The organism is Peijinzhouia sedimentorum (assembly GCF_049340005.1).
GTDB lineage: Bacteria > Bacteroidota > Bacteroidia > Cytophagales > Cyclobacteriaceae > CAXBDP01.
Map to the genome: position 1 here is coordinate 1 of NZ_JBMPIY010000019.1, position 14,063 is coordinate 14,063.

14 protein-coding genes are annotated in these 14,063 nt (G+C 38.7%); 5 read left to right on the forward strand and 9 right to left on the reverse strand.

The features are described from left to right. Positions 1-113: 113 nt before the first annotated feature. From ACOXY8_RS16990 to ACOXY8_RS17015, 6 genes are all read right to left on the reverse strand, one after another. Complete coding sequence (locus ACOXY8_RS16990; RefSeq protein ID WP_458332816.1) at positions 114-1,634, reverse strand: magnesium chelatase; 1,521 nt, start codon at positions 1,632-1,634, stop codon at positions 114-116. 8 nt (positions 1,635-1,642) lie between these two features. Then, on the reverse strand, positions 1,643-2,740 hold the full coding sequence (locus tag ACOXY8_RS16995; RefSeq protein ID WP_458332817.1) for a vWA domain-containing protein: 1,098 nt from the start codon (positions 2,738-2,740) through the stop codon (positions 1,643-1,645). A gap of 204 nt (positions 2,741-2,944) precedes the next feature. Next, positions 2,945-4,219 carry a Glu/Leu/Phe/Val family dehydrogenase gene (locus ACOXY8_RS17000; protein WP_458332818.1) on the reverse strand — a complete coding sequence of 425 codons (1,275 nt, stop codon included), beginning with the start codon at positions 4,217-4,219 and terminating at the stop codon, positions 2,945-2,947. 86 nt (positions 4,220-4,305) lie between these two features. Beyond that, entirely contained in the window at positions 4,306-5,139 is an 834-nt protein-coding gene (locus ACOXY8_RS17005) for a phosphatidate cytidylyltransferase (protein ID WP_458332819.1), read from the reverse strand. Continuing rightward, entirely contained in the window at positions 5,120-5,296 is a 177-nt protein-coding gene (locus tag ACOXY8_RS17010) for a hypothetical protein (protein WP_458332820.1), read from the reverse strand. Before ACOXY8_RS17010 ends, ACOXY8_RS17005 begins: the two co-directional genes overlap by 20 nt. Next, complete coding sequence (locus tag ACOXY8_RS17015) at positions 5,280-6,260, reverse strand: CPBP family intramembrane glutamic endopeptidase (protein WP_458332821.1); 981 nt, start codon at positions 6,258-6,260, stop codon at positions 5,280-5,282. Before ACOXY8_RS17015 ends, ACOXY8_RS17010 begins: the two co-directional genes overlap by 17 nt. 36 nt (positions 6,261-6,296) lie before the next feature. Between ACOXY8_RS17015 and dusB the strand changes: the two genes are divergently transcribed. Both dusB and ACOXY8_RS17025 read left to right on the forward strand, forming a co-directional pair. After that, entirely contained in the window at positions 6,297-7,292 is a 996-nt protein-coding gene (dusB, locus tag ACOXY8_RS17020) for a tRNA dihydrouridine synthase DusB (RefSeq protein WP_458332822.1), read from the forward strand. Beyond that, positions 7,293-8,240 (forward strand): DMT family transporter, encoded by a 948-nt coding sequence (locus ACOXY8_RS17025; protein WP_458332823.1) that lies wholly within the window; start codon positions 7,293-7,295, stop codon positions 8,238-8,240. 649 nt (positions 8,241-8,889) lie between these two features. Here ACOXY8_RS17025 and ACOXY8_RS17030 read toward each other — a convergent pair. The 3 genes from ACOXY8_RS17030 to ACOXY8_RS17040 are packed head-to-tail and all read right to left on the reverse strand — an operon-like array spanning position 8,890 to position 11,224. Next, a complete protein-coding gene (locus ACOXY8_RS17030) occupies positions 8,890-9,120 on the reverse strand; it encodes a hypothetical protein (RefSeq protein WP_458332824.1) in 231 nt (76 codons plus the stop codon). Continuing rightward, positions 9,101-10,411 (reverse strand): 6-bladed beta-propeller, encoded by a 1,311-nt coding sequence (locus ACOXY8_RS17035; RefSeq protein WP_458332825.1) that lies wholly within the window; start codon positions 10,409-10,411, stop codon positions 9,101-9,103. The genes ACOXY8_RS17030 and ACOXY8_RS17035 overlap by 20 nt, the downstream gene beginning before the upstream one ends. A 54-nt stretch (positions 10,412-10,465) precedes the next feature. Then, on the reverse strand, positions 10,466-11,224 hold the full coding sequence (locus ACOXY8_RS17040; protein ID WP_458332826.1) for an SDR family NAD(P)-dependent oxidoreductase: 759 nt from the start codon (positions 11,222-11,224) through the stop codon (positions 10,466-10,468). Positions 11,225-11,281: 57 nt separating this feature from the next. Between ACOXY8_RS17040 and ACOXY8_RS17045 the strand changes: the two genes are divergently transcribed. From ACOXY8_RS17045 to ACOXY8_RS17055, 3 genes are all read left to right on the forward strand, one after another. Next, positions 11,282-11,824: a DinB family protein gene (locus ACOXY8_RS17045; protein WP_458332827.1), complete on the forward strand. Its 543-nt coding sequence runs from the start codon at positions 11,282-11,284 to the stop codon at positions 11,822-11,824. 101 nt (positions 11,825-11,925) lie between these two features. Beyond that, on the forward strand, positions 11,926-12,594 hold the full coding sequence (locus ACOXY8_RS17050; protein ID WP_458332828.1) for a hypothetical protein: 669 nt from the start codon (positions 11,926-11,928) through the stop codon (positions 12,592-12,594). A 295-nt stretch (positions 12,595-12,889) separates the two neighbouring features. Then, the gene (locus tag ACOXY8_RS17055) at positions 12,890-13,801 is read left to right on the forward strand and encodes a hypothetical protein (protein WP_458332829.1); all 912 of its coding nucleotides are present in this window, start codon (positions 12,890-12,892) and stop codon (positions 13,799-13,801) included. Positions 13,802-14,063 lie beyond the last annotated feature (262 nt).

A 14,063-nucleotide genomic window follows, 5' to 3' on the forward strand; every position in this document is an offset into this window, starting at 1 on the left:
TAGTGGTTGGCGATTACAAACCCCCACAGTGGACTTGCACCACCTAGTTAGTTACCATGCACGGCACACATAAAAAAGCCCTTTTGGTATCAAAGGGCTTTTCAAACTATTTCTTAGAAATTTTCTTCGTCTTCATCATCCATGCCATCCGGCATCTCGAACATGCTGCTTAGCAGATCATTGAATCGCAAACCATTATCTAGTGGCTTTTTGCTTAGCTGACTAAATTCGGAAAGTCCGTGCAGCACAAATTCCATGAAGAATAAACGCTCATCACCTTTTACATTTGGATAAAGCTCCTTTACCAAATCCTCCAAACCTGGGACTGATTTTAATTGCTTAGCATATTCCTGCTGCGGCAAATCATGAATGAGTTCTACCACATTTCCTTCTCCAAACCAAGTCACAATTCCTTTGTAAATATCCTTTTCCTTTTTCTTGCGCGACTCACTCGGCTCTGGAAAGTATTCGGCAAATTGTCTGCGAATAGCCTTGCCTACAAGTGTATAAGCTACAATACCTGGGCCTTCTTGCTCCCCTTCATATACCAATTCTACTTTGCCGGTAATGGCTGGTATTGCTCCAAACAAATCAGCCAATCGGATAAATGTATTGCTTTCGCCATTAATCAGACAACGACGCTCTGCCGCGCTGATCATATTCTCATAAGCCGAAATGGTTAGCCTAGCTGACACTCCACTTTTCGCATCTATATATTCACTATCTCTGGCTTCAAATGCGATTTGCTCTATCAAGTCTTTAGCAATTTCATTCAAATTCACATGCTTTTTCTGCGCTGGAAGTATCCTCGCTTCTTGTTCGGTGATTTTGCGGCCAATCTCAATCGACTTAGGATAATGTGTAATTATTTGGCTGTCGATCCGATCTTTTAGCGGCGTTACAATACTACCTCTATTCGTGTAGTCCTCCGGATTGGCAGTAAATACAAACTGAATATCCAATGGAAGTCTCAATTTGAAGCCTCTAATCTGAATATCGCCTTCTTGCAAAATATTGAACAAAGCCACTTGAATACGAGCTTGTAAATCGGGCAACTCGTTGATCACAAATATGCTTCTATGTGACCTTGGAATAAGGCCAAAGTGGATCACTCTCGCATCAGAATAAGGCAATTTGAGCGAAGCTGCTTTTATAGGATCCACATCGCCAATCAAATCTGCCACTGAAACATCAGGAGTTGCCAACTTCTCTGTATATCGCTCATCTCTGTGGAGCCATGCTATTGGTGTTGCATCTCCCTTTTCGGCGATTATATGCTTGCCAAAATATGTCAAAGGCTGCAATGGATCTTCATTCAAATCAGAACCTTCAATCACAGGAATATACTCATCCAGCAATTGTACCATTTGCCTTGCAAGTCTAGTTTTTGCTTGTCCTCTCAAGCCAAGCAAATTCACATTATGACGTGATAGAATAGCTCGCTCCAATTCAGGAATTACCGTGTCCTCGTATCCCCAAATTTTCTCAAACACTTTCTCCTTTTTCTTGAGTCGAGCAATCAAATTCCTTCTCAATTCTTCCTTGATCGATTCACTTTGATAAGCTGTCGCTTTCAATTCTCCAAGTGTCTTTATATTGAGTTTTTGCTTACTGTTTAGTTCTAAGTAATTCATGTAGGCTATTAAAAATTCTTCTTTCTGTTTTTCTTATAATCTTCAAATATCAAATGACCAAGCCCTTGCAGACTGCTGTAATAGGCATTTCCATTATTTACTGTGGTAAATTCCTTTACAAACTGCTTTAAATACGGGTCTGAGGCAATCATAAATGTGGTGATCGGGACATTCAATTTTCTGCACTGTGCGGCCAAATTGAGTGTTCGGTTTAGAATTTTGCTATCCAAACCAAAGCTATTCTTATAATACTTCAAGCCTACTTTCAAACAAGTTGGCTTACCATCTGTAATCATGAAAATCTGCTTATTGCTGGTCTTTCTTCTTCTCAAAATATCCATTGCCAGTTCAAGTCCGGCAACGGTATTAGTATGATAAGGCCCTACTTCAAGGTAAGGCAAATCTTTCACTTGAATTTGCCAAGCATCATTTCCAAACACGATGATATCTAGTGTGTCCTTTGGGTAGCGGGAGGTAACAAGTTCTGCCAAGGCCATCGCAACTTTTTTGGCTGGCGTAATTCTATCTTCGCCATACAATACCATAGAGTGCGAAATATCAATCATCAATACGGTAGATGTTTGGCTTTTGTGCTCTCTTTCCTTAATCTCCAGATCTCCTTCTGTCAGATAAAGATCTTCTACGCCATGATTTATCTGCGCATTTCGGAGAGATTCGGTAAAAGCAATTTGCTCCGGACTATCGCCAAATTCGAACGGGCGAATATCTGTACCTTGCTCATCACCAATCCCAGTGAAATTGGTTCTATGCTGCCCTTTGCCGCCTTTCTTGAGCTTCCCAAAAATCTCTTCAAGGGCATTTTTTCTGATTTCCTGTCCCGTTTTTGGCGTTACTTGAATCTTGCCATTTCCAGGGTCTTCATCCAAATAGCCCTTTTGCTTCAAATCTTCTATAAAATCACCAATTCCATAATTGGGTTGGGTAAGCTGATATTGCTTATCGAGTTGGCTTAGCCAGTTGAGAGCTTCCGATGGATCGCCGCCAGTAATACTTACCAACTGCAAGAAGATTTTGAGCAAGCTATCGAAGTCGCCATTCGTAGGAAGGGCGGGAGGTATATACTTAGTAAATTGGAATCCTTTCATTCAGGCAAAAAACGCTACAAGTACTAGAATGGTTTTCAGGTTTCTCAATTAAATTAGAATGAATAAAAATAATGACCAATTCGCAGATGATTTATCTACTTTATTAGGCTGTTTTTGATCTGCTTTTAAAATTCATCAAAGCCAAAATGAAAAAAGGTGCCCCATTCCTAGAACACCTTTTTAATTTAATGGAATATTTAGATTTTAGAATCCACCTCTCCACTTATATGTTTTCGATACTTTGTCGATTGCTACTACGTAAGCAGCTATTCGCATCGGAATATTGTATTGCTGACTTGCCTTATACACATTATCAAAGGCATCTTTCATAATCCTGTCTGATCTGCGGTTTACTCGCTCACCAGTCCATTTGTAACCAAGGCGGTTCTGTACCCATTCGAAGTACGATACTGTAACACCTCCCGCATTTGCCAAGATATCAGGCACAGCCATAATCCCTTTTTCATTGATTACAGCATCTGCTTTATGTGAAGTTGGACCATTAGCTCCTTCTACAATTAATTTTGCTTTTATATTCTCAACATTCTTAGCCGTAATCACATCTTCTTTTGCAGCAGGCACAAGTACATCTACATCAAGTGTAAGCAACTCTTCACCATCAATTTTCTCAGCTCCATCAAATCCGTCTAAGCTACCGTTTTTACCATTTCTATATTCAATGGCCTTCGTGATGTCAATTCCTTTTTCGTTGTAATAAGCACCTGACACATCAGAAATAGCAACGATTTTTACGCCTCTTTCTTCTAAAAGTAAAGCGGCAAATGAGCCTACATTACCAAAACCTTGCACTGCACAAGTAGCCTGATAAGGATTAATTCTCAATTTCTCCATTGCTGCCAATGCAGAAACCATCACACCACGACCTGTTGCTTCTGTGCGGCCAAGTGAGCCTCCCAATACAAGTGGCTTTCCTGTAACTACAGCGTTCACGGTCATGCCATGAGCTTTGGAGTATTCATCCATCATCCAAGCCATTTCTCTCGGGCCTGTACCCATATCCGGTGCTGGAATATCTCTATCCGGCCCAATTACTTCAAGCATTGCACGAGTATAAGCTCTTGTCAAACGCTCCATTTCACCAGTACTTAGCTGGCGCGGGTCGCATTTGATACCACCTTTGGCACCCCCATAGGGAATATCAACAACTGCGCATTTCCAAGTCATCCATGCTGCCAAGGCTTTTACTTCATCAATTGTTACATCCATATCGTATCGGATACCGCCTTTTGCAGGGCCGAGGATATTGGAGTGAATCACGCGTATTCCTTCGAAAACTTCGATTCTTCCATTGTCCATTGTTACGGGCAAGGAAACAATCACTTGGCGAGCAGGTGATTTTAGTACGTTGTAAATTTCTTGATCTAATCCCAGTATGTCAGTTGCCACGTTGAAACGCGACATCATACTGTCAAAAGGATTTTCCTTATCCTTAATCGGTGCGGGTTCTATGTAAGCCATAATAGGGTTTTATGATTTGTCAACAATTGCAATTGCAATAATAACGGTGCAATATTAATGGGTTTTTTTACTTTATGTTAGTGCCTTTATAATATTTTCAAAAAGGTGGCTATGAACGGTGAAGAAAGCAATAATCCGTCGAATCTGTCGAGAAATCCTCCATGCCCGGGGATCGTTCGGCCAGAGTCTTTGATATCTATGCTTCGTTTAAATAAGGACTCTACCAAATCGCCATAAGTCCCTGCAATTACGATAATGGTGGCAACGCCAATCCATTCGAATAGCGACAAGCTATTGGTAAAATGCGCCAATGCCATTGAAATAATTATTGCCGAAACGGCTCCGCCCATAAATCCTTCCCATGACTTCTTGGGAGACACCCTTTCAAATAGTTTCGTTCTGCCAAATTTGACTCCTGCAAAGTAAGCTCCTGAATCACTCGCCCAGTGAAGGAAAAGAATACCTAAAACTAATTGCCAATCAAATATTCCCGAAGGACTAAAAGCACTCACATTTAATAATCCGAATGGAACAGCTACGTAAAAAGTGCCTAAAAATGTGAAAGCAATATTGGTAAATGGCTTTCGCTCGGTCTTCTTATAAAGCTTGATAAAGAAGGTAACGGACATCACCGGAAAAAGTGCGAAATAATATTCAGATGGAAATATTTGCTTTTCAATGAGAAATGTGAGGCAAAAAAAGGTAAGACCCGATACCGTTCCCCAGAATTTTAGTGGCACATTTCCATCCATAAAAAGGAGTCGATAAAACTCCAATTGGGTGAAAACGCATATCACCATAAATATCCCAAAGTATGCCCACTCACTGTAGGCAACACTCGCAATTACAAGTATGCCACCAATCAAGGCCGTAATAATTCGCTGAGTAAGGTTATTGTACCTATTCAAATAGGATATCATCTGTGATTATTTTCATGGCCTTCAATACTTCATCTGTCTTTACCAACACCTCGTAATTACCAAAATTGTTGTAAAGTGAATCCTGCTTATTAACTACAACAGGCATCAATCCACTATCTTCCAAAACCGCCTTCACTATTTCAGCTCTGTGGAGCATTCCCGAAGAGTATACTTTCTGCCAATTTTCCATTCGGTTTGCCCGGATTTTTCTTAAAATATTGAATAAAGAGGTACGAAACTACTATGAATATTATGAGTGCTGGAACTACTGCTTCTAGTGGCACACTTTCGGTATCTTCAATATCCATTGGGATTACCCCTTTCTGATACAATGCCACCAACAAAATAGTAAAGCCATTATTGACAAAATGTGCAGCTATGGGATACCACAAATTACCCGAGATCACATAAATATATCCAAAAAGTGCCCCCAAAATTACTCTAGGCAAAAAGCCAAAAAATTGCATATGTATAGCACTAAATATAATAGCAGACAACCAAATGGCTATATGCTTATTTCTTAACACACCTCTAAAGATGTTTTGCAATACACCACGAAACAACAACTCCTCACCTATCGCAGGCAATATAGCCACAACTATAAATGCTAAGATTAGCTCCGTATTAGTTTCAGTTTTCACAAGATATTCCGTGAGTTTGGCGAGTGTATCTTCTTGCGCTCTTGCCCATTGCTCAAAGCCACTCATAAAATCCGGAAAACTCATATTCATGTTCCAGGTGATAAAAACAGAATTGACAAGCATAAAAACGACCACTCCAAAAGCCACCAATAGCAGTGGGGCTACAGACAAATTATCTCTAAACGAAAGATCATTGAAAGTCAATTTTCCTTCTGATCTTAAATACAACCATGGAGCTACTATAAACATCACCAGCGCAGTAACTCCCTGAATAACAAATAGTACAATGCGGGAGGATGGGTAATTTTCTGGGTTGCTCATTAAATTGGGCAATTCCATAAATGGCGCATTCAGAAATGGTAGGGCTACAATTAAACCCAAAAACTGACCCACAAACAGGCCGCCTATTACGAAGAAAATTAACTTTATAAAGGAACGCCAGCCGGCATTCAATAGCGGATGATTAGTATTATTGCTCATAAACGCTGTAAATTTACACCAAATTTCAAATTCTACTTGGTTAAGATAGGAAACATTGAGCTGGGAGACTTCCCATTGTTGCTGGCACCTATGGAAGATGTGTCAGATCCGCCATTCCGTGCAGTTTGCAAAGAGAATGGGGCTGATCTGATGTACACAGAATTTATTTCATCAGAAGGGCTTATTCGCGACGCAATAAAGAGCCGTCAGAAGTTGGACATCTTTGAAGAGGAGCGTCCGATAGGTATACAAATATTTGGTGGGGATGAGGATGCAATGAAGCTCTCTGCTCAAATAGTAGCTGCTACAGGTCCCGATTTGGTGGATATAAATTTCGGTTGTCCAGTGAAAAAAGTGGTATGCAAAGGCGCTGGAGCAGGTGTGCTCAAAGACCTCCCGCTTATGGTCCGCTTGACCGAAGCTGTCGTAAAAGCTACTGATTTGCCCGTTACCGTAAAAACGCGCCTCGGCTGGGACGAAGATTCTAAAAACATCGAAGAAGTAGCCGAAAGACTCCAAGATATTGGCATCAAAGCATTGAGCATTCATGGCCGAACACGTACGCAAATGTACAAAGGTGAAGCAGATTGGACATTGATCGCCAAAGTCAAAAATAATCCGCGTATCCAAATTCCTATTTTTGGAAATGGAGATATTGACAGTCCGGAAAAAGCTCTGGAATATAAAAATAGATATGGAGTAGATGGAATCATGATTGGCCGAGCTGCCATTGGTTACCCTTGGATATTCCGTGAAATCAAACATTACTTTGCTACTGGCGAGCATCTGGCTGCCCCGACTTTAGATGAGCGGGTGGATATTGCAACCAAGCACCTCAATTTCTCTATTCGCTGGAAAGGTGAGAAACTAGGTATTTTAGAAATGCGCAGGCATTATACCAATTACTTCAAAGGTTTTCCAAACTTCAAACCTTACCGCACGAGGTTGGTTCAGGGTGATAGCTATCAAGAAGTATTGGAAACACTCCACGAAATAAATCACGTCTATCGCACGGAATATGCGATTGTCTAAATGAACAAAGATCAAGACGCTCCTAGCCTATTGGCTTGGTCACTGCTAATAATCCTCGCCTTAATTTGGGGAACTTCCTTTATTCTTATCAAAAAGGGATTACTCTTTTACTCTGCTGTAGAGTTGGGTGCTTTTCGGATTTTCAGCGCTTCCATTGTGATGCTGCCAATAGCGATAAAACAAATAAGAGGCTTAGTTCCTCGGCAAATTAGATGGCTTATTTTTGCGGGATTCACAGGAAGTTTTCTCCCGGCATTTCTGTTTGCTATTGCTCAAACCAATTTGGATAGTTCCGTTTCAGGAGCATTGAACGCCTTAACTCCCATATTTGCCTTGTTGCTTGGCGCGCTATTATTCCACCAAGCCATTTTGAAAAAGAGCCTTCTGGGCATTTCCATAGGCTTTGTTGGCACACTGATCTTGATTTTCACTGGATCGGGCGGAGAAATTGGTGACTTGAATCTGCATGTATTTTATGTAATTGCAGCTACTTTTTGCTATGGACTCAATGTAAACATCATCAAATATAAGCTGCCCAAAATCAAGCCTTTTGCTATCGCAAGCATCTCCATTTCTTTTATGATGCCTATATCAGCTACAGTGCTATTTGGCTTCACGCCCTTTTATCAGCATGTGCAAGAGGGAAATGACGCTTTGATCGCCTTGGGTTACATCGCCCTGCTAGGAGTAGTTGGGACAGGTTTTGCGCTAATCTTATTCAATAAGCTAGTGCAGCTTACCAACCCTATATTCACAAGTACAGTTACGTATGTTATCCCGATAGTTGCGCTTTTCTGGGGGATTATCGATGGCGAAAAACTATTGATTGGCCAAATACTAGGTATGTTGGCCATTATCATGGGCGTATTTATCGCGAACCGCAAAACGAAAGTGAATATTAGTAATGCACAGATTGCGGTAAATTCTTCTAGTAGTAAGAATGTTTAAGGAAGAGTTTAGATTGTGATTCTTTTATTATGCATTGTATTCTTTTCGATACATAGTTGTTTACCAGTTTATTAAATCATTGAATGTCAGTAATATATAAACAATCGCGCGGGACACGCGTGCGCCAGCCTTGCGTTAGCCATCGGTGAGCTTTACACAATTTGAGTCTCGCAAATACAAAAAGCTGTTTATGAATTTCTAGAAAAAAATGGGATTCAATGCTATTTGAAGGTTTTTTTCTTACTTTTTGTCATTGCCACAAAATGTAAGCAAAAAAGTCTAGACAAAAAGAAGCTTCCACGCGCAGGGTCAGCGCCCACCTTCGGTCGGCAGGCCGGCTCGCCTTTTTGTCCTCCTACCCTCAAACCGCCATTCTTCATTGTTTTTTCTTTTTCTTAATTTGGCCTAGGAGATTTTCCCGTTAAGAAATATGAGGAATAAATAGGCTTTCTAGAGCCAAAGACTGTTTGAGCGCAGCGAGTTTCTTTGGGTCGCCTATTTATGGAACATATTTTAGGGAAAAGATCCTCAGCCTTGATTTTTTGGTTCTTTGGCATCAAGGCAAAAGAACGTAAAAGATGGGTTTAGCTCATCAATTTTTAATTATGCATTGCGCTCTTTTCGATACAAATAGTTGTTAACAAACCTATTAGGTCATTGAATTCCAGTCTATAAAGCCATTAATCACACTCGGGACGCGTGCGCCAGCGAAAGGATTATCGATGGCGAAAAACTCTTGATTGGTCAAATAATAGGTATGTTGGCCATTATCATTGGCGTATTTATCGCCAACCGAAAAACGAAAGTGAATATTAGTAATACGCAGGTTGCGGTTGGAAACAAATAACTTAATGCTATTGTCATTTATGTTTCTGGACATAAATATTAAAATCATTTGACCAATTCGGAACAAAGTTCGCTGGCTCATACTCTGGCTCGCCAAAATTTATTTTGCCAATAATTAACAGTGGATTATCAGAATTTTTCATGAGCTCAACAGCTTTGGCCCATTCAGGATACAACTCACTTACATGATTATAAGCTGCTTCAAATAGTTTATCGTTATTTAAACCAGGTTTCCAATTATTATATAACAGCATATTATTCGATTTGTAAAATTCTTCACCATTAATGGTCGAAATTATCTTATCATCGAACGCTCCCACAATTGTTGCAAAACCAAATGCTGGATACTTATTATCAAACCCAACTATTCGTTGAGTATCAAAATCATACGCAACAGGCCCTGTCCCTCTACTAGTGAAAAATAAATGATCTTGATTGAAGATTACTTTTGAAAAACCGCTGAACTTTTTATTTATACTAATGAATTCATCTTTCTCTGGTATGCTCATTTCTTGCAGCATAACTCGCTCTTGTTCACTTAGCATCCATTTGCCCATATTCAGTTGCATTGATCGACTCACTTTATTTCCCTTCATAAAATGAATTTCCTGAAAATAAGGACTAATAAAGGCAAACTCACCAATAATAGATGGGGAAAACCATTTACTTGGGTAAGATCCAATAATTGTATCCATTGGGCTAGTATTTGGGAAACCTCCACTCTCTACTTTTCCATTAACGACCATCATCAAGTCGAATGGAAATAGGATTTCAGAACTTTTTCCTTTTGCAAGGAAAATTGAATCTTTCCCAATCAATTTAATATCGGCAAGTTTAGCATAAGGCATATCCTCAAGTCTGTAGTCTTTGATATATGCTCCATCTGTTAGGTTATAATGGACTATTTTTTCCGTAATATCTAACACTACAATTTCACCTACATCGGCATCCAAATCAAATCCTTTTGCTTTCATATATTGATCTGGGCCAGAACCCTTACTCCCAATGGTAAACAAGTACTTACCATCTTTTGCAAAAGCAAACAAAGTTCCTGAGCTTTCATCTAGTACAATATATTTATTGTCAGCATATAAAACTTTGCTAATGTCTCCCAGCATACTGTTGGGAGTAAACTCTAAGACAATAACCTCAAATGTACTTTCTGGAAATGCTATTTCAAGAGCTTCTAAATTTGGAATATTGAGTTCGCTGGATTCATGTCCTTCCAGCTCAATAGTTGATACATTGAAAGGTTCGTATTTTGGCTCATCACAAGCAAAAAACATGAGCCCCCACAGCAAGCAAAATCCTAGATATTTTGGCATTTGGGACAAAAATTTTACTGGTTTATCACTATTGAAAAATTGCATGAAAATTATTTAATGTACATAACTCCCCGCATTAATATCAATAGTACAACCCGTTGCGTGATCCATCATGCCTGATGCGATAAAGGCGATTGTGGGTGCGATATCTTTGGGTTCGGTGAGTTCATTTAGTGCAATATCGTTGAGCGCGTATTCTTCGCCATATTGATCCATAAAGTCCTGCGCCATGTCGGTGCGCGTGAAACCCGGAGCAATGATAAAAGCCTTAATATCTTGCTTGCCATAGGCACGAGCGATGGAACGAGTAAGTGCCACTATTGCGCCTTTGGAAGCTGCATAAGCCAGATAATCTGCTGTATCGCCACGGAATGCCGCTCTAGATGATATATTGATTATCCTCCCGCCTCCATTGGCTGAGAAATGCTGCACGGCCATTTTGCCAAGCAATGCACTTGCCTCTACATTTACCCGCATCGTCATTTGCCAATCGGCGAGCCACTGATCATTTCCTCCGGCATCATCGCTGCTAATCGCTATTCCTGCATTGTTTACCAGCACATCCAAACCGCCCAATTGCTGAGTCGCTTGTGCAAATAGCTGTATTACTTCTTGTGGATTGGCCAAATCTGCTTGTATGGCAAAGCTCCCATTATTAAGCTCTTTCGCCAATTTCTCAGCCGAATCGGCACTTTTTCCATAGTGAATGGCCACTTTGGCGCCAGCTTGCCCAAGCAATTGAGCAGCTGCCAAACCAATACCACGGGAGGCACCCGTTATCAAAATTCGTTTTCCAGTAAGGTCTATGTTCATGTGGCTAATTTAATGAAGGAATTTACTAAATTTAAAAAAATCCTATTTTACAGAGAGATGCATCCGGAAATAAAAACACAATGGGAAAAGGCTGAAAAGGCACGCCTAAAAATGCTTCAGTTAATTGCAAATGCCACAGAAGCGCAAAGGGAATTTGTGCCGGGCGAGGACAAATGGAATATGCTAAATGTTGCTCAACATTTGATACAGGCTGAAAATGGTGTGCTAAGGCAGTTTGAAAAATTTGGTGATGGCAAAGGAAAAAAAGCCAATGTACTAGCTGGCCTTAGAAGCTTGCTTACTTCCCTATTGTTGAAATCGCCTGCCAAAATCAAAGTCCCAAAAAAAGCGCGGGAGGCTTTTAAGCCATTCGATAAGCAAGGCTACGAAAGCGTAAAAAACGAATGGGGTGCCCTCCGAAATCAAATGCAAATATGGGCGGAGAACTACCCGGATACCAAAGCCAATCGCTATGTATTTAAGCATCCTGTTTCAGGATTGCTCACTCCTACTCAGACCTTCCGTTTCCTTAAAGATCATATCGATCATCATATCAAGCAGATAGAAAGGATCAAAAATGCGGAGGGTTTTCCTGGGTAGGGTTGGGATGCTTTAATTGTAATAAATACAACTACTTGCAAGGTTTTGAAAACATAATTAAAAAATCAATTGAGTAAAGGCTAACATAAAATCATAAAAAATTGAGTTTAAGGATATCTGTAATTTTAATAACAATATTCATTATTTGTTGTAAAAGCAATAATGAATATGAAAAGGAAGAGATTATATCTTTATCTAAAACCCTACCTGAAGTATTTGAATCATTCTACTATTCCAATTATTGCCTGTGGGTTGAGAATGAATTGAGCGTTTTTTTTGATACAATACCTTCCAATAGAAATAATCAATCTGCTGAGTTAACTTTTAAGGAACTTGTTAAAGAAAAATGTAATTTGACTCATTTTGTGGAGTTTGATGGTTATTTGATCTCTCTTCCTGAAGCCATTAAGGAAAATAATTGGACAATTAATCCTAGTGATACTAAAGATTTAACCTACTTAAGATTAACCTCAACTCCCTACTTTAAGTCTTTGGAGAAAAAATTTATTGGACTTGAAAACCTAAGCTTTCATCATAAATATCAGATAATACCAGTTGGGTTGGAAGTCCCAGAATTAGAAAAGGGATTCAAGTTTAGACTTGAGGTAAGCAGAGTTAGTTTCAATGAATTGGGAACCCAGGGCTTTTATTTTTTAACTATTTGGAAAGGCGGTGAATTTCGGCTAACTGGCACTATAACCTTAGTCTTAATTGAAAAAGAAAAACATAAATGGGTAGTTAAAGAGATTAAATACCATAGAAGGAAATAAATTGAAAACCAACTGAAGCACTATTTTAAAGCGTAACTAATTTATTTTAGAATTTACAATCCAATTCCGCTCGAATTATTACTCAAAATCCTTCACTTTTATTTTCCCAGACTCCTGCTCTCCAAAGGATTTGATCAAATTAGAAGTCCTTTAAACATATTGGATATTTAGTTTGATTGCCCTATGTTTATAAATGAATAATGATTGTAATTAACAACACATTGGTCGTTAAATGGAAAATAGATGCAACTATATAATAACATTAATGAACTAGGCATCACAGTCTGATAAAACAATGACAGAAAATAAGATAATCACATTGAAATCGCTAATTATTACTGTTATTCTAATTTGGATTTTATCTGGAATAGTAAGTTGGTTTTATTTTAAAGACTGGAAAGATAGTGCGTCATTTGGAGATACTTTTGGCGCGATAAATTCATTGTTTTCGGGTTTAGCCTTAGCTGGAATTATATATACAATATATCTTCAAAAAACAGAATTAAGTCTTCAAAGAAAAGAGTTAGAATATACAAGAGAAGAATTATCAAGAACCGCAGATGCTCAAGAGCAAACTGCTAAGATAATGAACGAGCAAATTAGATTAAGTAATCTTCCTTTTTTGCAGTACAATTCGAAAATTATCAGAGAAAAAAGATGTCTAATAATTTCAAACCAAAGTGATAATCCAATCTTTGACGTAGATATTTGGTTGTTTATTACAGAGGATGAAAATAATTACCCTCATAAAAAATTTATAGACGAATGGGTTGATGACAAACTTAAAGAAAGTGTAAGTATTGGTAACTTAATAGACGATCAATTGTGGGCAATTTGCGAGAGAGGAATTTATCATTCATTTCCAAAAAATAAGAAAATTATTATACCAATTGATTATCCAATTGGAGATAGTGGATTTGAAATATACGTACAGTATAGAGATAATTTAGGCAACAATTATGCTCAAAGTATTTATTTTATGACCAAAACTTCAAATAATAATCCATTTGAAGATGCAATATCTAAACCTAATATTCCCACAGTTACTAAACGAATTGATCTGTCTGATAAAAATCTAAATGAGGCCATGTTGCCAAAAATTGCAAGAGGATTGGCTGATTTGAAGAAAGTATCAATATTTTGTTCATATCTAAAAGGACGAGAAAAAATTGGCGTAGAAAATTATTGGAAAATGACAGATGCATAAAAGCCAGTGGACTCCTACTGGCGCGCTTTTGCAAAGCGTGACTAATTTATCTTAGGATTTGCAATCCGATTTAGCTCGAATTACTATTCAAAATCCTTCGTCTCAGCCCTGCTTTTATAAAAAAGAGCTACTCATATTAAAAAGACTTTAGCATCACTTTCAAATAATAAAACCACAGCTCATACTGTAAGCTTCCCTAAAGTCCGGCCATTTAAAAGTTGAAAAAAAATGTTCAATTTTAAATGGTATTATGAAAAAGACA